At 53.4% G+C, this 20984-nt stretch carries 16 protein-coding genes; 6 read left to right on the forward strand and 10 right to left on the reverse strand.

Features of this window, described 5'->3' with window-relative positions; genetic code table 11:
* Positions 1 to 195 precede the first annotated feature (195 nt).
* Together B5D63_RS20920 and B5D63_RS20925 are read left to right on the forward strand one after the other, a co-directional pair.
* Positions 196 to 1395: a sensor histidine kinase gene (locus B5D63_RS20920; protein WP_159456106.1), complete on the forward strand. Its 1200-nt coding sequence runs from the start codon at positions 196 to 198 to the stop codon at positions 1393 to 1395.
* 251 nt (positions 1396 to 1646) lie between these two features.
* Positions 1647 to 3239, forward strand: coding sequence for an ABC-F family ATP-binding cassette domain-containing protein (locus B5D63_RS20925; protein WP_078670791.1), 1593 nt, complete (start codon positions 1647 to 1649; stop codon positions 3237 to 3239).
* Positions 3240 to 3243: 4 nt separating this feature from the next.
* Here B5D63_RS20925 and B5D63_RS20930 read toward each other — a convergent pair whose 3' ends face one another.
* The 8 genes from B5D63_RS20930 to B5D63_RS20965 all read right to left on the reverse strand — a co-directional run bounded on the left by B5D63_RS20930 (position 3244) and on the right by B5D63_RS20965 (position 12469).
* Complete coding sequence (locus B5D63_RS20930) at positions 3244 to 4431, reverse strand: M20 metallopeptidase family protein (protein WP_078670792.1); 1188 nt, start codon at positions 4429 to 4431, stop codon at positions 3244 to 3246.
* On the reverse strand, positions 4424 to 5479 hold the full coding sequence (locus B5D63_RS20935) for a dihydrodipicolinate synthase family protein (protein WP_078670793.1): 1056 nt from the start codon (positions 5477 to 5479) through the stop codon (positions 4424 to 4426). The genes B5D63_RS20930 and B5D63_RS20935 overlap by 8 nt, the downstream gene beginning before the upstream one ends.
* A 33-nt stretch (positions 5480 to 5512) precedes the next feature.
* Positions 5513 to 6532: an NAD-dependent epimerase/dehydratase family protein gene (locus B5D63_RS20940; protein WP_078670794.1), complete on the reverse strand. Its 1020-nt coding sequence runs from the start codon at positions 6530 to 6532 to the stop codon at positions 5513 to 5515.
* 61 nt (positions 6533 to 6593) lie between these two features.
* Positions 6594 to 7769, reverse strand: a complete 1176-nt coding sequence (gene nagA / locus B5D63_RS20945) for an N-acetylglucosamine-6-phosphate deacetylase (protein WP_078670795.1) — start codon at positions 7767 to 7769, stop codon at positions 6594 to 6596.
* Positions 7750 to 9126 (reverse strand): sugar MFS transporter, encoded by a 1377-nt coding sequence (locus B5D63_RS20950; RefSeq protein ID WP_078670796.1) that lies wholly within the window; start codon positions 9124 to 9126, stop codon positions 7750 to 7752. Before B5D63_RS20950 ends, nagA begins: the two co-directional genes overlap by 20 nt.
* A gap of 10 nt (positions 9127 to 9136) precedes the next feature.
* Complete coding sequence (locus tag B5D63_RS20955) at positions 9137 to 10477, reverse strand: Gfo/Idh/MocA family oxidoreductase (protein ID WP_078670797.1); 1341 nt, start codon at positions 10475 to 10477, stop codon at positions 9137 to 9139.
* 34 nt (positions 10478 to 10511) lie between these two features.
* Positions 10512 to 11525 carry a Gfo/Idh/MocA family protein gene (locus B5D63_RS20960; RefSeq protein ID WP_078670798.1) on the reverse strand — a complete coding sequence of 338 codons (1014 nt, stop codon included), beginning with the start codon at positions 11523 to 11525 and terminating at the stop codon, positions 10512 to 10514.
* A gap of 248 nt (positions 11526 to 11773) precedes the next feature.
* Positions 11774 to 12469, reverse strand: a complete 696-nt coding sequence (locus tag B5D63_RS20965) for a hypothetical protein (RefSeq protein WP_078670799.1) — start codon at positions 12467 to 12469, stop codon at positions 11774 to 11776.
* A gap of 277 nt (positions 12470 to 12746) precedes the next feature.
* Between B5D63_RS20965 and B5D63_RS20970 the strand changes: the two genes are divergently transcribed.
* The 4 genes from B5D63_RS20970 to B5D63_RS20985 are packed head-to-tail and all read left to right on the forward strand — an operon-like array spanning position 12747 to position 18042.
* A complete protein-coding gene (locus B5D63_RS20970; protein ID WP_078670800.1) occupies positions 12747 to 13991 on the forward strand; it encodes an Nramp family divalent metal transporter in 1245 nt (414 codons plus the stop codon).
* Positions 13992 to 14012: 21 nt separating this feature from the next.
* Positions 14013 to 15563, forward strand: a complete 1551-nt coding sequence (locus tag B5D63_RS20975; protein ID WP_078670801.1) for a PQQ-dependent sugar dehydrogenase — start codon at positions 14013 to 14015, stop codon at positions 15561 to 15563.
* A 4-nt stretch (positions 15564 to 15567) separates the two neighbouring features.
* The gene (locus B5D63_RS20980; RefSeq protein ID WP_078670802.1) at positions 15568 to 16932 is read left to right on the forward strand and encodes a putative oxidoreductase C-terminal domain-containing protein; all 1365 of its coding nucleotides are present in this window, start codon (positions 15568 to 15570) and stop codon (positions 16930 to 16932) included.
* A 39-nt stretch (positions 16933 to 16971) separates the two neighbouring features.
* Entirely contained in the window at positions 16972 to 18042 is a 1071-nt protein-coding gene (locus B5D63_RS20985) for a LacI family DNA-binding transcriptional regulator (RefSeq protein WP_078670803.1), read from the forward strand.
* Positions 18043 to 18051: 9 nt separating this feature from the next.
* Here the strand turns inward: B5D63_RS20985 and B5D63_RS20990 are convergent, their stop codons facing one another.
* On the reverse strand, positions 18052 to 19623 hold the full coding sequence (locus B5D63_RS20990) for an SLC5 family protein (protein ID WP_235021602.1): 1572 nt from the start codon (positions 19621 to 19623) through the stop codon (positions 18052 to 18054).
* Entirely contained in the window at positions 19620 to 20978 is a 1359-nt protein-coding gene (locus tag B5D63_RS20995; RefSeq protein ID WP_078670804.1) for a hypothetical protein, read from the reverse strand. The genes B5D63_RS20990 and B5D63_RS20995 overlap by 4 nt, the downstream gene beginning before the upstream one ends.
* Between the last annotated feature and the right edge of the window lie 6 nt (positions 20979 to 20984).

Raw genomic sequence — 20984 nt, forward strand, 5'->3', positions numbered from 1 at the left:
TCATATTATGCGACTATTTTTAATTAGTCCAGTTTGGAAATTTCAGATAGACCAGTTCTAATCCTGCTATTTTTTTAGCTTTGCTATATGCCATCATCTATGAGAATTGACTTTACCAAGCAGCTACAAGCGAAACTCCTGTACCTTGTGGGCCCCCCGGACCAAGTAACCCTGGAAAATCGCATTTTCAATTCAATGTGCCTGCTGGCAATGGTGGTAAGCGTTGTACAGATACCGTTCAACTATTTCACCGGCCTCCGGATGACGGGGTTCATCTTCGCCATCCTGCTGCTGGCATTGGCGGGCCTGTATTATCTCTCCCGTTTCAAAAACCGGTCAGCACTCAGTATAGCCATCTCCGTAGTGCTGGTCAACCTGCTGTTTGCCTGGATCTATTTTGTGAGTTCCGGCATTTCCGGCGCCAGCCTGATGACCTTTACCCTTACCTTTTTTCTGGTAATGATCGTGGCTCCCCGCGGGCAATACGTGATATGGCTGGTATTTAACCTGTTGCTGGTGGCGGCCATCATTCTTATCGAGTACTATCATCCTGAACTGGTACCAAATATGTATGCCGACCGTGCATCAAAGATCGTGGACCTCTCGGCCACCTATCTGACCAGCGTGCTGGTGATCTTCTTTGGTACCATCTACCTGAAAAATGCCTATAACCGCGAGAAGCAGCAAAGGGAAGAAAAGACGCGGGTACTGGAAGTGCTGAACACAGAAAAGAACAAACTGTTTTCCATTATCTCCCATGACCTGCGCAGCCCGATGGCTTCTATACAATCTTATCTTGAGCTGATGAAAGACATACAGCTACCGCCGGAGCAAAAGCTGCAACTGGAAGCGGAACTGCTGGCCATGGTCAATAATACGCAGGACATGCTGTACAATATGCTGCTGTGGTCTAAAAGCCAGCTGCAGGGCCTTACCGTACACCTGGCACCTGTCAACGTGTTTAAGGCCGTGATGACCGTACTCGACATTCATACCACCTTTATCACCAACAAACGATTACACCTGACTACGGATATTGATAAAAACCTCACTGCCATGGCAGACCTCAACATGCTGCAGCTCATTATCCGCAACCTGGTCGGCAACGCCATTAAGTTCACCGCCCCGGGCGGACAGATCTCCCTGGAAGCCCGCCAGGAAAATCAGCAATGCGTGATCACCATCCGCGACAGCGGCACCGGCATAGACCCCAAACGGGTACCGGAGATCTTTTCGCTGAAAGCCCGCTCTACTTTTGGTACCGGCAACGAAAAAGGCATCGGGCTGGGCCTTTACCTGTGCGGAGAATACACCACAGCACAGCATGGCCGTATATGGTTCCAGAACAATCCTGACAAGGGCTGCTCCTTTTTTCTGTCATTTCCTTTGGCCTGATCGGGAAAAATTGTACCTTTGCCCCATCATGTGAGAATTACCCACACATATATAACCTTTTGTTCCGCTCCGGAACCCTGGCCATCAGGTCATTTTTTCATTTAGTCATTTTTCCATTTAGTTTATTTACTCATTTTAATAAATCGCACGGCATGTCCGGTGATTATTTTCTTATCTAAAATTTACACCCATGAAACAAGTAGCACTCAACGCCGCCCGGAACCTCATTGTTTACACGACAAACGACACGCATGCTACTGACCGCACAACACATCCACTTTCAACTGCCGCCCAACAGGGTATTATTTGACGACCTGCATTTTACGCTGGACAAGAACGAACATGCCGCCATCACCGGCGACAACGGCGCCGGCAAGTCAACCCTTCTGAAAATACTGGCCGGGCAACTGGCGCCGCAAAGCGGATCGATTGTGCGGAGCGCACCGTTGTATTACGTACCGCAGCATTTCGGACAGTTCAACGACCGCACCGTGGCGCAGGTACTGGGCATCGACGCCAAGATACACGCGCTGCAGGCCATCCTCTCCGGCGACACCCAGGAAGCCCATTTCGACGCCCTTGGTGACGACTGGGATATTATGGAGCGTTGCGAACAGCTGTTCGCCCGGTGGAACATTGCCCACATCCCGCTTACGGTGAACTTTTCACAGCTTAGCGGCGGTGAAAAAACACGGGCGTTCCTCGCAGGCAGCGACCTTACCGCACCGGCAGCCATCCTGCTGGACGAGCCCACCAACCACCTCGACAAGACCGCACGGGCACAGCTATACGACTGGGTGACCCGCAACAGCAAATCACTGCTGATCGTGAGCCACGACCGGCAGCTGCTGGAGCTGTGCAGTCCTATCTGGGAGCTGAACAACGCACGGCTGCAGGTGTATGGGGGCAACTATGCCTTCTACGAAAAGAAAAAAGCCGAAGAGACCGCAGCGTTGCAACAGCAGATCGCCCATGCCGAGAAATCGCTGAAAGAGGCGCGGGCAGCACAGCAGCAGGCCTTTGAAAGGCAACAGCGTGAGAACGCCCGCGGACACAAAAGCCGCAGCGAAGGGAACATACCCAAGATACTGATGAACGGCCGCAGAGACCAGGCCGCCAAAACCACCGCCCGCACCCAGGAGGTACATGCGGAAAAAGTAGCCGGCCTGCAAGCCACACTGGACGCCGCTTCTGCCAGCGACCAGGTGGCGCGTATCATGAAAGGACACTTTGCTACGCCGCCAGGCCATAAAGGTAAAATACTGGTACAGGCAGAACAACTGAACTATGCCTATGCCGATGGGGATACGTTGTGGCCGCAACCGCTGGATTTTATTATCAAAAGCGGCGACCGGCTGGCGATTGCCGGTAACAACGGCAGTGGCAAGTCCACACTCATCAAACTCATTACCGGCCAACTGCCCTCCCAACAGGGACGCCTGTACGTAGCACCGTTCAGCAGCCTGGTGCTGGACCAGGACTACAGCAGCATAGACCGCAGCAAAACCGTGCGGCAACAGGCCGCGGCCAGCAACGATATCAAAGCAGAGGAAGGAAAACTGAACACCATGCTGGTGCGGTTCCTCTTTGGCCCGGACGACTGGGACAAGCCCTGCAGCGCGCTCAGCGGCGGAGAAACACTCCGGCTGGCCCTGTGCTGCATGACGCTCCGCAGCCAGTCGCCCGACATGATCATCCTCGACGAACCGACCAACAACCTGGACCTGACCAACATCCAGATGCTGACACAGATATTTGCCGCATACCAGGGTACGCTGGTCGTGGTATCGCACGACGCCCGCTTCCTGGAAGAAACGGGCGTCACAGAAACATTGCAGTTATAATTTTTTAATTGCCCAGTGTTTTCAGGGCGAGGTAAGCCATCAGGCCCGCGCCTGTTTCCAGGGCATGCTCATCGGCGTCGAAAGTAGCGGTGTGCAGGCCGGAGACAATGCCGCGGGCCTCGTTGCGCACACCCAGGCGGTAAAAGCAGGCGTCTGCCTGCTGGGAGTAGTAAGCGAAATCTTCCGCCGCCATCCATATATCCAGGTCCACCACATTATCCGTACCCAGGAATTCTTCCGCATGGGTGCGGGTAATGCTGGTCAGTTTTTCGTTGTTGATCAACACCGGGTACCCTTGATGTATTTCGATATCGCAGGTGGCTTCCATGCCTTCGGCGATGGAGACGGCCATCTTTTTGATTTTGGCGTGCGCTTCGCGCCGCCATTTTTCATCGAGGGAGCGGAAAGTGCCTTCCAGCCGCACCTCGTCGGGGATCACGTTGGTAGCGCCATTCGCCAGCATTTTGCCGAAAGAAAGCACAGACGGCAGCAGCGGGTTCACGCGGCGGCTCACGATCTGTTGCAGCGCGATCACGATATGGCAGGCCACCACCACGGGGTCTATACCCAGATGCGGCATGGCGCCATGGCCTCCTTTGCCTTTCACCGTCATAAAGATTTCGTCGTTGCTCGCCATATAACGGCCGCCTCTGAAGCCTACCTTGCCGGCCGGCAGCTCAGGCATAGTATGCTGCCCCAGCACATGATGCGGACGCGGATTTTCCAGTACGCCTTCTTTGATCATCATACTGGCGCCCCCGGGAATCAGTTCTTCCGCCGGCTGAAAGATAAATTTCACGGTGCCCGCAAAATCGTCCTTCATCCTGCTGAGGATGGTAGCCGTGCCGAGTAACGAAGACGTATGTACGTCGTGGCCACAGGCATGCATGACCCCATCGTGCTGTGATTTGTACGGCACTTCGTTGAGCTCCCGGATGGGCAGGGCGTCAATATCCGCCCGTAACGCCACCACCTGGCCACCTCCCTGCTTGCCGCCCTGCAAAAGGGCCACCAGCCCGGTATTGGCCATGGGTTCAAAAGGAATGCCGAGGTCCTTCAGTTTACCGGCAATAAAAGCAGCCGTATTCACTTCCTTGTAGGAAAGCTCCGGATGTGCATGAAGATAACGCCTGTTGGCGATCGTTTCTTCCTGGATACTGCCGGCCAGCTGCCGGATTTTTTCTTTAAGCATGGACGATATTTTTTTCCTTTTCCAGGAAAGCTTTGACGAAACCGTCGTCTGTCAGCTGCGGATAAGCGGCTGCCACACGGTCAATTTCTTCCAGCTGCCCGGGGGATAAAGTTTCAGATTCATCCAGGCACCAGATGCCTTCCAGGAGTCCCTGCCGCCGCAACACCTCGTGGATACCGGCGATAGAGCCGTGGAAAGCGTTGGATGGATCGAACAGCGCCGCATTCATATCAGTGACCGCTATTCCTTCCGTCAACAGTTTACCTGCGCCCGAATAATCCTCAAGTATACACTTTTTTACGCGATCGAAGAGCGGCACCACCTTACTGGTCCAAACCGACCAGTGGCCGAGCAGTCCGCCGGCAAAACCTTTTACCACCTCGCGGCCGTTGACAGTAAAGCGGTACGTCGTCAGCAGGTCCGCCACGATATTATCGTCGTTGCCGGTATACAGCGCAATATCCTCACAGCGGGAAGAGTGACAGACCGCCCTTACCACATCAAGGGTCTGGTAGCGGTTGAACGGCGCGGTTTTGATCGCCTTCACGCCGGGAATTTCCACCAGCTGTTCCCAGAAGTGATAACTCAGGATACGGCCACCTACAGAGGGCTGCAGGTAGAAACCAAAGATGGGGATGACTTCCGATACCGTCCGCACATGAGCTATCAGTTCGCCTTCCGACAAATGGTTTAAGCCGCCCAAACTTAATAAACCCAGGTGGTAACCGTATTTCAGTGCCACCCGCGCTTCGTCGGCCGCCTGTGCGGTAGGGCCGCAGAGGCCGGCCACTTTAATAAAAGGGCGTGTCAGCTGCGCGGCATCTATTTCTTCCGATGCCAGGCGGAGCACGGTTTCATATAATCCCACCCTGGGATCGCGGATCGCAAACTGGGTGGTATGTACGCCCACGGCCACGCCGCCTGCGCCGCTGGCGATGTAGTAACGGGTAAGCCGCCGCTGGCGGTATTCATCGAGCTGACGGTTAGCGTCCAGCGCCAGCGGGTGCGCCGGGATAACGGTACCGCTGTATAATAAATCCGGTATCATAATTCGGTGGATATGATAGATGATAAGAGAAAATTAAAACTGGCCTTCCCTTTCCTGGAAATGGGTAGCCTTGGTGATGGTGCGGCCGCCCTGTTCCAGCCAGGTGGCCGTGAGCCCTATCATTTGTTTCAGGGACACTTTCGGATAGCCGAACAGCCGGAAGCTTTCCGCCGCATTGCTCAGTAAGGCCGTGGGTTGTTCTTCGTTCACAAAAACGGGTTCTTTCCCGAAATGCAGGCCGAATTCTTTTGCGATCCAGCGTACAGGAGCAGTTTCAGGACCGGTTATATTGAGCAGTTTTGCCGGTGCGGCACAATGTGCGAAGGCGCGCAGCGCCATTTCGTTGGCATCGCCCTGCCATATCACGTTCACATGGCCCATGCGCAGGTCGATCGGCTTGCCGTCGCGTACCGACTTCGCTATTTCCAGCAGCACACCGTACTGCAGATCGTTGGCGTAGTTCAACCGGTATACCAGCACCGGCGTACCGTATTGATTGGAGAAATGCTGGAACACCCGTTCCCTGCCGAGGCATGACTGGCCGTACTCCCCTACCGGGGCGGGCGCCATGGATTCATCTGCGCCACCCTGAAATACCGGAGTAAGCGGGTATACGTTACCGGTAGAATATACCACGATGCGGGAGTTGCGGTATTTCTCCGCCACCCGGCCGGGCAGATAGGCGTTCATAGCCCAGGTAAAGGCTTCTTTGCCGGTGGTGCCGAATTTGGTGCCGGCAAGGTACAATACGTTTTTTACGTCCGGCAGTGCGGCGAGATCGTCTTCATTCAACAGGTCGGCGGCAATCGTTTCAATGCCGTCCCGTTCCAGTTGTTCTTTCAGTCCCGGTTCTGTCAACCGGGATACGCCGATCACCCTGCGGGACACGCCGGACTGATCGACGGCCTGTTTGGCCAGCTTCGCCAGGCTGGGACCAATTTTCCCGCCTACGCCGAGCAGAAGGATATCACCTTCCAGCGCCGCCATCGCCGCCACCAGTTCGTGTGATGGTTGGAGCAGCGATGCTACCGTTGCCTGTATATTACCTGTCATATAATGGATGGATTTATGTTGAAAGATGATAAGTGTCTAAAAAAACGTATAGCCTTAAAAGTTAGCACTCACCTCCAATGAAGACTGTGCTTACCCTGATTTGTTCATCAAATAAAATGATGTCTGCCGCCTTGCCTTCTACCAGTGCTCCTGTACGGCCGGCGATGCCGGCAATAGCCGCGGGTGTAGCGGTAGCCATGCGCACCGCTTCTGTTAACGGCACATCCGCAAGGTTGACCATCGTACGCACCAGCTGGTCTGCCGTCGCTACGCTGCCTGCAAAAGAGCTGCGGTCCGGTAGTTTGGCTACGCCATCTTCCACTATCACGGGGATGCCGTTGTCTAACCCGCCAAGAATGCTTTCTCCTGGTCCCATGCCGGCGGCGCGCATCGCATCGGTGATAAGGGCCGTTTTTCCCGGCCCTTTTATTTTGTACACCAGTTTCAGTAAAGGCGCCGGCAGATGTACGCCGTCGGCAATAACCTCCACCGTCATCCCGTCGATCAGGTAGGCCGCTTCGATAACGCCGGCATACCGGAAGGCATTACGCCGCGTTACTCCTGACATAGCGGAGTACATATGGGTAATATGCGTATAGCCGTTCTCGTAGGCTTCCAGCATTTCCTCATAGATAGCGTCGGTATGGGCCGCAGCAGGGAGAATACCCCTGGACCGCAGGTACCGGCCGAAAGGCAGGGCCCCCGGCAGTTCCGGCGCAGCGCTCCAGCGTGTTACCACTTTGGAGGCCGCCAGCACTTCCATGTATTCGTCCGCATCCGGGTGACGGATGTATTTCGGGTCCTGCGCGCCTCGCTGGTTCATCGCCACATAGGGACCTTCCAGGTGTAACCCGGCAAACCGCGCACCGGCAGTATTGTGTACCGCTGCCGCTTCATAGATTTCTATGGCTTTCAGCAGACTGGCTTTATCACTGCTCAGCGTCGTCGGTACAATGGAAGTAGTGCCAAACTCCCGGTGCTTTTCAGCTACCGCCAGAAACGCTTCTACCGTGCCATCCATAAAATCATGCCCGCCACCGCCATGCACATGCAGGTCAATGAAACCAGGGGATACATACTGCCCTTTCGCGTCAACGACAACAGCATCGGGCATTTCCACATCCCGGTCGCTGACGGCGAGGATGCGCTCTCCTTCCGTGATCAGCGTGCCGTTACGGATAATCCGGTAAGGGGTGATGATATGCCCGTTGACAATCTTATACTTTCTCTGTTCCATGTAATTCTTTTTCAGGGTGAACTTTCAACGAACGCGCCACGGGCGTCCAGTGCCTGATCTTATGCCCGTAAAAAGCGTAAAATATCAGGTACAGGTAGCAGGGAAACAATACCCAGTAGGCATGACGTACGTCATAATGGTCTGCAAAATAACCGTACAGCGGCGGCAACATCGCATTACCACTTAATCCCATGATCATGAGCGAACCACCCAGCTTCGTAAAGCGGCCCAGTCCATCCAGTGCCAGCGGCCAGATACCTGCCCATACCAGTGAATTGGCAAAGCCCAGCAGCACGACGAACCAGATGGATATATCCGCCGTATGCCCCAGCAGCCGAACTTCTCCCCGCATATAAATAATACCGATGGTGAACAGTGCGCCCAGTAAAGTACAGATACGCAGCGCATTCACCTGGCTGAGGAATTTCGGAATAGTGACAATCCCCAGCAGATACCCACAGATCGTTACAAACAAAGTGTAGGAAGGGAAAGTCTTGGCTTCCATCAGCGGGATATGCATAGACGTAGCATAACCGATAATAGTATCGATGGCCACCACCTGCGTGCCTACGTGGAGGAAAATAGCGACGGCGCCAAGTATCAGGTGCGGAAAACCGAAGATGTTCTTTTTGCCGGCATTGGCAGCAGCCACTGCTCCCTCTTCTTTTTCGGTATCTATATCCGGCAAGGGAGAATAACGGACCAGCAGTCCTAACAAAAACAATACAATAGCCACAATGCTGTAAGGCGTGATCACCCGGCGGATCAGTTCATCCAGCGTCGCTTCTTTTGCGTCGCCGGCCATATGCTGTAGTTGCGCAAACAGTGTGCTGTCTGTCGGCTTCAGGATGACGGCGGCAAAAATCAGTGGCGCGATAATACCAGCGCCCTTGTTACAGATGCCCATAATACTGATACGCTGCGCTGCGCTTTCCTTCGGCCCAAGGATAGTGATATAAGGATTAGCGGCTGTTTGCAGCACGGCCAGTCCCAGTCCGATGGTAAACAGTCCCAGCAGAAATATTTCATACGTACGGGTGAGGGCCGCCGGGACAAAGATAGCGGCGCCCAATGCCATGGTCCAGAACCCCAGCATGATCCCCTTCTTGAAGCCCACCGCTTTCAGCAGGTAAGAAGAAGGCACCGACATGATAAAATACGAAATATAAAAAGCGAAGGCCACGAGATAAGACTGAAAATTCGTCAGCTCGCAGGCGATCTTGAAGTACGGTATCAGAATAGCGTTGACCCAGGTAACGAAGCCGAAGATAAAAAACAGCATCCCGATGATGAGGATGGAGATGACAGTATCTCTGCGGCTCAGCTGTCCCGGATCTACCCGGTGAGTATTTTGCATAAATGTCTGTTTATAAAGTAGGCTCCCATCCTTGTTCGTACGTGCGTGTCCAATACTGCTGAGCAACGGTATCGTTCAGGATGTGGCCATTGCTGGTATCGATATGCAGGGCGTTGCCGGAGCGGAGGGAAATATTACCCAGCTGACAGAGCAATGTGCTCTGGTAACCGCTGAGGATGTCAGCGTTTAATTTTGCCCCTTTGCGGATGCCTTCAACGAAATTCTGGATATGCAGTGCATCGAGGCTTTCCGCGGGATTCATCAGGTTGCGCGGATCGATGATGGCCTGGTTCTTCACTTCCTTCACCACTTTATTGTCCAGGTCAAAAATCGTATAGGCGTTACCGTCAATCACCAGCGAACCTTTTTCACCGTAGAAGATAACGCCTACGGAATTGCCTTCCACGGTGCGACCATTGCAGCTGCGGCCTTCCCAGGTCATGCTGGTATTGTTGGGAAATTCCAGCGTGATGACTTGTGTGTCAGGTGTTTCCCAGTCGTCCGAAAAACGGTAACGGCCCCCCGCGGAGACAACGCGGCTGGGATAATCCACGCCAAGTCCCCAACGCATCAGGTCTATCATATGGGTGCCGTTGTTCAGCGCCTCTCCGGTGCCCCAGTTCCAGAACCAGTGCCAGTTATAATGTATCAGGTTATCTTTCAGCGCGCGGCGCGGAGCAGGGCCCTGCCACAGGTCGTAGTTAAGCCATTCGGGCACCGCTATTTCCTTACCCTGACCAATAGATTTGCGGTTATTGGTATACCATCCTTTGGCGAAATAGGCGCGGCCGATAGCGCCTTCGTGCACCTCACGGATAGCTGCTTCCACATTAGGCCAGGAGCGGCGCTGGTTACCCATCTGGATAACACTTTTGTATTTATCCGCTACCTTTACCAGCAGTTCTCCTTCGTGCGGATTATGGCTGCAGGGTTTTTCGAGGTATACATGTTTGCCGGCTTTTGCCGCCAGGATAGCCGCCGGCGCATGCCAGTGGTCCGGCGCCGCCACGATGAGGGCGTCCATGTTTTTATTCTCGAGGGCTTTCCGGAAGTCCGGAACATCTTTGGGTTTCTTCCCGGCGATCTTAAACACACTTTCTACGCACTTTGCCGCCGCGCGGCTATCCACGTCGGACACTGATACCACTTCACAGTTCTGCTGACGGGCGTAGTTGTTGGCCAGCGCCAGCCCGCGGGAGTTCACGCCCATCATGCCGACTCTCAGCCGTTCGTTGGCCCCCATAATGCGGGCGTAGCTCGCTGCGCTGATACCAGGTAACATGCTGCCCAGCATAATGGCCGCCGTGCCTTTCGTTGTTTTCTTCAGGAAGTCTCTACGGGACGCCTTCATAAGCTATCAGATTTTTGGTATTGGAATTACAGGTTTATATATTATTGATATTCGCCAGCGTCACCGGTTTTCCGCCTTTACGTTTGCTCTCCTGTGCTGCCTCCATGAAGGCCAATATCTCCAGTGTTTCTTCCGGCTTTACCGGCGCCACGCCAGTGCGGAAAAAGGTGGCTATCTCCTGGAGCAACGCTTCATAACCCTTAAAAGGACCAAGTAACAGGTTACCCTTCTCTCCGAAAACGCGGCCGCCAAAATCACTCGGGCTGTTACGCGTACCTCTGAAGGTGCCGATGCGGTCATCCGCCCATTGTCCTACCACCACGTCGTTGCCGGGGGTACTGAAGCGGGTCACGGTGGTACAACCGCTGCCCATCACCGCAAAGAGTGTTTCTATGCCGTGGATGCCGTACCAGAAAAGGTCGGGGTGCGTTTTTTCCAGGGCAGCCGGACTGTACGTGTCCGCGCCGGTCACTTTACCGACAACGCCCTGTTGCACCTGTTTCACGCTATCCATGAAGCGCAGCGCAGAAGAAGAGAAAACGGGCGCCTTGTATTTTTTTGCCGCTTTGGCGATGGCGATGCCATCTGCCAGCGAAGCGGCCAACGGCTTATCGATAAACACTTTTTTTCCCGCTTTGATGGCCGGCATAGCCTGCGCGAGGTGCGGTCGGCCGTCATTCGACTCGACGAGTATTACATCTGACTTATCGAGCAACGCCTGCATGGTGTCTACGATCTCCACCCCCATCGCTTTTACCTGTTCCGTATATTCCGGCAACCTCTTTTTATTCAACTCGATGTCCGGGCTTGTTTGCGGCAAAGCAGCTACCACGCGCATACCTTCCAGTCCGGGAACCGTTGCCGGACTGTTGAACCCTTTCGTAAAGGCGATGGCGTGAGAAGTATCCAGTCCGATGATACCAATGCGTATCCCGTTGGTTTGTTGTACCAGGCCCCTGCCATACAATGGCCGGAGTCCTCCCATTAGTCCTGTTCCTATGCCTGCCAATGCGGTATTGCGGATAAAATTGCGGCGACTGCTTTTCATGTTGGAATTTTTACGGTTGCTTAATTTATCAGGACGAGCTGATGAATGTCCCTTTATATAGTATTAACAGATGATCTGTAATCGAAAATTTCAGTTGATCGCTGCGCCGCCGGAAGCATTCGTTTTTCAATTTCCGGGTACGTACCCGAAAAATAGCTATTTTTTTGAGAACACACAATGTTTTTTTTGGGGAGGGTGATTTAGGGGATGTTTTTGAAACCTATCCTCGCAAAGGACAGCATTGATACTTACTGAACATAATTATCAAAATATGTATTGCCAAAAAACGAATCGTTCGCTTTTTCCGCCTCTATAAAATCCCTGTAGGAGAAGTTTTTACCCTGATGTTCAGGTTGCTTTTTTGCCTTCAGGTAATCGCCATAATAGGAGAAGCCACCGCCGGAGCTATGCCATTCCAGGAAGACGGGGCTTTTTTCACTGATAACGGTGAGATCGCCGGTGGTGGTTTTCTCGCCCATATTGACGATGGTATTGTTAGTATTAAAGAAATAATACAGGCCGTCTTTATACCACACCTGATTGGTAAATTCCTTACTACGGTAGTGGTAGTCTGTCTTACCCAGTTTTTCGTTCATCAGTTTGACCAATGCTGCTGTCTTGTCTTTGGTTTCCGTATGAAGACCGTAAGCGCCTACCTTGTTGTTTTCGGGCGTCAGAAAAAAGATAGCGTAATTGGAGAATCCATTGCCTTCGTCGTTTCCGGACAGCATACTACCGGAAAAAGACTGGCCATACAACCGCAGCAGTTCCGGCTGTTTGGAGGCATATCCGATACACTCGTTTAACTCCAGTTCCTTTTTTAAATGATATTTACTGACCATGCTGGTATCAGCGGGCAGGGAGAGGGTCGACAAATCAAAATTATTCTGTTGACAAGATAACATCATCACACACAACAAAAGGTACAGTACATTTTTTTTCATTTTCTATAAATTGATCAGCGGGCTATTGGTATTAGTCGCGCCCTTACTGAAGGGTTAAGATTTAAAAGTATCACTTTTCCCTCTTTTTTTGACGGCCGCATGAAAAAATTCTTTTCTTTCCCAAAGAATGTACCTATCTTTCGGTAACGTACCCGGAAAAACGCCGGCCTTCATCCAAAGTCAATACTACAGGGGCTTCCAAACCTCTTTCAGCCAATATCAGCAACACATCCGAAAAAAGTAAAAAATCAATCTGATGTCATCAACCGGATCAACAATGGAACAAGCGCCTGTTACCGCTAAGGGCAGCGCGAAAAAAGGCAGTCAATACAAGGCATGGCTACAGTCCCTCGGGCCGGGGTTGATCACGGCCGCGCTGGTATTTGGTCCCAGCAAGGTCACCATCGCCTCCATCATGGGCGCCAGCTATGGTTTTTCCCTGTTATGGATCGTCGTGGTAGCCATCTTCTTCATGATCATCTTTACCATGATGGCGGCGCGGGTAGGCATTGCTACCAACGAATCGTTACTGAGCACTATCAGCCGTAAGTGGGGCCGGCCGGCGCGTATCGCTATCGGCGTAGGCGTTTTCCTGGTCACCGCCTCTTTCCAGGCGGGCAACTCCATCGGTTCAGGCATCACACTGGCGGAAGCCACCCATACCAATAAAACTGTCTGGATCATCACCTGCAACCTGGCCGGCATCAGTATCCTGTTTTTCCGTACTTTCTACAAGATGCTGGAGAAGATCATGATAGCGCTCATCATCATGATGTTGTTTGCCTTCATTGTAACCATGGTCCTCTCCCATCCGCCAGTGGCGGGCATCGCATCAGGTTTCGTTCCTACGATGCCTGACGGTTCACAGCAACTGATCATCGCTTTTATGGCGTCGTGCTTTTCGATTGTAGGCGCCATCTACCAGTCCTACCTGGTACAGGAGCGTAAACGTATCCGTCCGGATGTGACACAGACCGGCAGAGAAACGCTGCCCGGCATGCTGATACTCGGTTTCATGAGCGCAACCTTGATGATCTGCGCAGCCACCGTGTTACATCCGGCCGGCACCAGGATTACCACCGCCACCGATATGGCCATTGCGCTGGAGCCGGTGTTCGGCAACGCTGCCTCCGCCCTTTTCCTCCTCGGCCTTTTCGGCGCCTCGTTTTCTTCCCTCCTGGGCAATGCAGCGCTGGGTGGCACCCTGCTGGGCGACGCATTGGGGTATGGCGGTCAGCTCAGCTCCGGCATGGTACGTACCTTCATCGCCGTTATTATGCTGATCGGCGCCGGCGTGGCCATTACCTTCGGCAAGCTGCCGCTGGAACTCATTGTGCTGGCGCAGGCGGTGACCATTTTCATCGTCCCGTTCATTGGCATCGCATTGTACCTCGTGGCCAACGATGCTGCTATTATGGGCAAAATGAAAAACAACACGTTTACCAATATTGCAGGCGCTGCAGGACTGATTATCATGCTGCTGCTGGCCGTGAGCAATGCCGTTACCCTCTTCTTTTCTTAAACCAAGCACCTGTTATCACATATGAAACGTACCGGCATTCTTTTTTTGATAGTCATAATAGCGGCCGCCGGCGCTTACTGGCTGCTACGGCCCGAACAACCGGCTGACTTTACGCAGCCTGTTGAAGCCACGCTGCAACTCAATAAAACCACGCTGGGCATCAGCACCATCGCCTCCGATCTCAACGTGCCATGGGAGATCGTCTGGGGCCCTGACAACCAGCTCTGGTTCACCGAACAAAGCGGCACCATCAGTAAAGTAGATCCCCATACCGGCATCAAAAAATTGTTGCTGACCATCCCGGAAGTATACCGTCAACGTACGCTGGGGCTACTGGGCATGGCCATTCATCCCGACAAGGACAAACCGTATGTGTTTGTAGACTATACGCACCGGAACAAAGACGCTACCATCGTGTCGCGGCTGGTACGGTATACCTATACGGCCGATACACTGAAAGATCCGCTGCTATTGCTCGAACTACCCGGTAGCACCGGTCATAACGGCTCCCGGGTAGCCATCTCCCCTGATGGCAAAGTACTGCTCTCTACCGGCGATGCCGCCCGCGACCAGAATGCCCCTGACACCGCGTCGCGCAACGGCAAAGTGTTACGCCTCAATATAGACGGCACCGTGCCCTCCGACAACCCTTATCCCGGTAATTACATGTGGTCCCGGGGCCATCGCAACATCCAGGGATTGGTATTCACAGACAAAGGCCATCTCTTTGCCTCTGAACATGGCGACGCTACCGACGATGAACTGAACCGGATCGGGAAAGGCGGCTACTATGGCTGGGCACGGATTGAAGGATACGCAGACCGTCCGGATGAAAAAGCTCATGCAGACTCCTTCCCCTTCATGGCGCCGCTCAAAGCCTGGACGCCGACCATCGCGCCTGCCGGCATCGACTATTACGCTTCCGGTAAAATCCCGGAATGGAAAAACAGCCTGTTGCTGGGAACACTCAAAGCGGCCAGTCTCCACATCCTACACCTGAACGACACGCAGGACGCCGTCACCGCAGAAGAGGTGCTGCTTGCCGGCAAATACGGACGGCTGCGTGACCTCTGTGTTTCTCCCGAAGGCGACGTATACATCGCCACCAGTAACCGCGACTGGAATCCCGGCAAAGGTTTTCCGTTACCCCACGACGACCGTATCCTGCGTATCGCAGCACTGAAGCCGGGGCAAACGGTACCAGCCACGGCTACACGGGAAAATGCACAACCGGTTACTGACCCCGCTGCTGCTACCAGCGGCGCCACGCTCTACAAAAACTATTGTGAAGCCTGCCACAAGACCGACGGTAAAGGAGTACCCGCTTCTTTCCCTCCGCTCGCCGGCAACCCGCTCGTTACCGGCAAAGCCACACCACTGGTACAAACCATTCTGCATGGCCGCACCGGCGACGCCAAAAGCAAAAACAGCAGCTATGGCGAACAGATGCCTGCTTTCAACTTCCTGAAAGATGAAGAGATCGCCGCCATTACAACGTATATCCGTAACAGCTGGGGCAACCATGCCGACAGTATCCGCGCCGCCGCCATCACCAAAGAAAGACAACCCTGACACCATGAAGCAAAATATTATCTTTGCCGGCATGACGGCAGCCCTGCTATCATGCAGCACTACTCAAAAAAAACAATCTTCCATGCAACTGATCGCATTAGATCCCGGGCACTTCCATGCTTCACTGGTACAACAACAAATGTACCCCGGCATAGATTCCACTATCCATGTGTTTGCACCCGAAGGTCCGGAAGTAAAACAATACCTCGCCAGCATCGGGCAGTTCAATCAGCAAACAGACCCGCCGGTACACTGGGCGACTGACGTATATACCGGACCGGACTACCTGGAGAAAATGCTGCGGCAGCCCACGGGTAATATTGTGGTGATTGCGGGCAACAACCGGCTCAAGGCCACCTATATCCGCCGGTCCGTTAATGCCGGCCAACATGTGCTGGCAGACAAACCCATGGCCATCGATGCAGCAGGCTTCGACTCCCTGCAGGCCGCCTTCCGCGAAGCAGCGGAAAAAAAAGTACAACTCTACGATATCATGACCGAACGGTATGAGATCAGAAATACCCTGCAACGCGAACTCTCTCAACTACAGGACGTTTTCGGAACGCTCGAAGCCGGAACTCCCGGCAACCCTGCCGTGGTCAAAAACAGCGTCCATCATTTCAAAAAGCTGGTCGCCGGCAAAACGATGGTACGCCCCGCCTGGTATATGGATGAAACCCAGCAGGGAGAAGGCATCGTGGACGTTACCACCCACCTGGTGGACCTGGTGCAATGGACCTGCTTTCCGGGGCAGATCATCGACTTTCATCATGACATACAGATAGATAGCGCCCACCGCTGGGCCACCACCATGAGTTTGCAACAATATGCAGACATCACCGGGCAGACCGCCTTCCCATCCTACCTGACAAAAAATGTGGGTAAAGACAACCTTTTACAGGTATATGCCAATGGCTCCTTTGACTATACGATCAAAGGCATACATGCCAATATATCCGTTACCTGGAACTACCAGGCGCCGGAAGGCACCGGCGATACGCACTATTCACTGCTGCGGGGCACGAAAGCCTCCCTGATCATCCGCCAGGGAGCGGAACAACTGTACAAACCTGTACTATACATCGAGTCAGCGCATCATCACGATAGCGCTTATGCGAAAACCGTTGCAACACATATCGCCGTACTGGCCCAACAATATCCGGGACTATCGCTGAAAGAAAATGACAAAGGCTGGGAAGTAGTCATCCCGGAAGCACTGGCCAAAAAACACGAAGCCCTCTTCGGCAAGGTCATGCAGCAATTCCTCGAATACGTGCGGAATAACAACATGCCCGCCTGGGAAGTACCCAATATGCTGGCCAAATACTACACCACCACACAGGCGCTCGCGCTGGCGAAAAAACAGTAAGCCGCATTGTAGTATATTTGGAAAAAATTATCAACCGATATGAAGAAAAAAACGGCCGAACAGCCCCTCGGGGTGAAAGAGATCGCCCGAAGGGCCAATGTGGCCATCGCCACGGTGGACCGGGTTATCCATAACAGGCCCGGCGTCTCCCCCAAAACAAAAAGTAAAATAGAAGCCATCATACAGGAGCTGAACTATCAGCCCAATATACTGGCCAGACGGCTGGCATCGCGCAACGTTCTCCGGCTGGCTACTGTACTGCCGAAAGTATCTTCCCAGGAGACCGACTTCTGGACCCTGCCGGTAGCTGGTATCCAGAAAGCGGAAGAAGAAATCAAACAGTTCGGTGTAAAAGTGGAACCTTATTACTTCGACCTTAACGACCGGAAGTCTTTTGTAAAAATTGCCAAACAGGTACTTAAAAACCCGGTGGATGGAATCCTGCTGGCACCCTCCTTTATTGAAGAATCTGTTTCGTTTATCCGTTCCTGTGAAGAACACAACATCCCCTACGTTTTTATCAATTCTGATATCCCCCAGGAGGAAAGCCTCTGTTACATCGGCCCCGACCTGTTCCGCAGCGGCTATCAGGCGGGACAACTGATCCATTACTGCACTCCCAACAATGCGCGTGTACTGGTACTCAACATCTCCCATGAGATAGAAGACCATCACCACCTGCTCCGCAAAGAAGAAGGACTACGCGCCTACTTTAAAGACACCAAACGGCCTATCATCAAAAAAGACGTCCGTCAAACCGATCAGGCCTCCATCGAAAAAGAACTCTCAAAAACTTTTCAGCAGCATCCTGATGTACGCGCAGTGTTTGTGACCAATTCCAGGGTAGCCGCCGTTTCCCGCTACCTCGAGAAAAAAGGTCTCCGTAAAGGTATCCTGCTCATTGGCTATGACTTCACCAAAGAAAACGTTGCTCACCTCGATCAGGGACATATTGATTTTCTGATCTGCCAACAACCACAGGAACAGGGCTATCGCGGTATCATGACGCTCTACCAGCACCTCGTGATGAAAGTGCCGGTAGAAAAAACGCATTTTATGCCGATTGATATTATCACGAAAGAGAATCATGCTTTTTATATTCAGCCGTAACGATTACGGTTACGCATATACGATATAAAAATACAATACCACTGCTGTAATCAATGCCCACCATAAGGTTGGATTACGCAATCCCCGCGACTGCTGTAGCAGGTCTGCCGGCAGTTTCAGGCTTTCCCGGTTCCAGATCAATCCTTTCAGTTCCGCTTCCGGCACCGGTTTGGTCAGCAGACTCACGACAATACACAGCAGCATACAACTCCAGAAAACGATACCTGTCCGATTGAAGAAGGGCATGGCCGGGAAAATGATTTCCATGGCCACCGACATCGGAATAGTGAGCATCCCAGCTGCCAGCGCACCTGCGTGCGTAGTGCGTTTCCACAGGATTCCCAGCAGAAACATCGTTGCAATGCCAGGTGTAAACAGCCCGTAAGCGTTCATCAGGTACAGGAAGATCGGTTTTTTGGAGTGGGTCAGGAACAATCCTGTACACAGAATACCAATGACGATGATCACTGCTCCCGCTATACGGCCAAAACGCACCGCCTCTGCTTCTGTCGCTTTTTTACGGAAATACGGCAGGTAGATGTCTACCGTGAGGATGGTGGTGCAGGAATTGATAGCGCCGGACAAATGTGACATCACCGCAGCAATAAGGCCCGCCATGACCAGCCCCACCAGCCCTGTAGGCAGCAACTTCTCCACCAGCGTAGGAAACAACAGATCCGGCTTTTCCAGGTTGGGAAAAAGTTTAGGCGCCACCAATGCCGGCACGGTGATGATTACCGGCACCAGGAACTTCAGATAGTCACCAAAGACCACTCCCATGCGGGCATGCCATTCATTTTTAGCTGCCAGCACCCGCTGTACGATGAACTGGTTGGTAGCGCAGTAAAAAACACTGATACAAAGCACCCCGCCAAGGTACATCGTCCATGGGAAGTCGGCATCATCCGCCGGCAGGATCAGGTCCCAGTCCTTTACGGTATCAGTAATGGCACTCACGCCTCCGGCGGCGTTCACGGTTGCAATGGTGAGCGCAATACCACCCATCACGAGTACAATCAGCTGCAGCATTTCCGTATAGATCACGGCGCGCAATCCCCCGGCGATCGTATATATGCCGGTGACAGCAGCCAGTATCACGACGCTGGTCATCACAGAGATGCCCAGCAGCGAATGTAGTGACAACGCGCCCAGGTACAATACGGCGCTGATTTCCACGAGCACGTAAGTGAGCAGGATAAGGCCGGCGTAGGTTGTACGGGCGGCGGTACCAAAACGTTTTTCCAGGAATTCGGGTACTGTGTAGAAACCATTGCGGATATAAAAAGGCAGGAATATCCACAAAAGGGCATTAAAACCCATCAGGATGGCGCCCCACTCCATAGCGATAGCTACAAAGCCACGGCTGTAAGCTACGCCCATCGCGCCCACCAGGTGATGGCTGCTGATATTGGCAGCGATGATGCTGCCACCGATCATCCACCAGGGCAGTTTATCGCCCGCCAGAAAATAATCGCGTTTGGTCTGCTGTGCCTTACGGGATGCATAAATACCCAGGCCGATAACGCCCAGGATATACGCACCGAATATAATGGCGTCCAGCAAAGTAAGGTTCAGGTTCATGCGGTTTGGATCATTCGTTGTGAAATAGAGGTGGCGGAGCGTATCAGCCGCTCCAGGGAGCCTTTCTCAAAAGGCGTTTGCCATACCGCATAACTTTGATGGTTAAACGATTCTTCCGGCGGCAGGTAACCGGCATAACCATTGACGATATTCATCACGGCAACCGCCGCCGGGGCCAGTTCCTGCCGCAGTGTCGTCTGAAAACCGGAATAGGCTTCATTCGGCTGACCGGCCAGTATGGAATTGCCCAATCGCCATATCCACAGCGGCATCTTCGTGACGGTCCCTTCTCCGACTGTTTTACGGATACCCCGTTGCCGCCATAACCGTTCTTTGATGACATGGTCCTCACAGGCAGCCCAGGCAGCCTCAATATCTGTCAGCGATGGCATTGGTTTCAGCACCATATCTACATCCGCCATTTCTGCTATCAGCGTAGTCGCTGGCGGTGCGGGTGTTTTTTTCCAGATCGCCAGGGAAGCGCCGGACTCCACCACACCGGTATAGGTTAGTGCTGTATCGGCGGGCAGCATCCCTTCCAGTGCAGACAGTATCGCAAAACCCAGTTGCCGCCCGTAGCTGTCAGCCAGCGAAGTATCGCCGCTGTATTGCTCCGCCGGCGAGAGTTCGCCGGAGGCGCCCTGCAAAAACAAACAGAACGCGCCGGTAGCCGGTTCCACCACGCTGCGCATACCGCCGATGTAATCGGGCGACAGCAACTGATTGTCCCATGCCAGCGTAGTAGGGTGACATGCGTAATTAACGATGGTACCGATGACAAGGCCGGCTGCGTTCGTGATACGGCCTGTCAGCAGCGTATCATCAGCAGCGGCGCCGGGATTATAACCCACCACCAGCCGGTCGCCGCCCGGTTCGGGAAAGTCGCGGTTGACCGCCAGCCCGCAATGTCCGTACCGCCACGTAAGCGTGGCCGGCTGCGCGGAGGCCATGGCCTCGCGGGCAGCATCAACCGCCACCTGCTGCACCTGCTGCAGGTACGGAATAATGAACTGCCCACCGGGCTTGCCTGCATCTTCACTGAAGGTGCTGGGGCCCGCGTGGGTATGCGTCAAACAGAACATCAATCGCTCTTCCGGCAGTGACAACGCAGCCAGGATGCCATGCCGTAAATTTCTTTCATCTGCAGCGCTCTTCCACCATCCCAGATCGGCGGAAATGAGTACCAGCGGCGCCGTAGCTGCCGCTGTCTGAAAAGTAATACAGGTGAGGGTCAGCGGCATATGCACCCCGGCCGCCACATCGTGTGTAGCAGCGCCCCAGTTACGGGCGAAGATGCCCACCGGCGGCGTAATATCTTTCCTGGCAATGCCTATGATTCCGTGGTAGTTCATCATGTCGTT

Origin of the sequence: Chitinophaga eiseniae (genome assembly GCF_900167135.1) — a bacterium.
GTDB lineage: Bacteria > Bacteroidota > Bacteroidia > Chitinophagales > Chitinophagaceae > Chitinophaga > Chitinophaga eiseniae.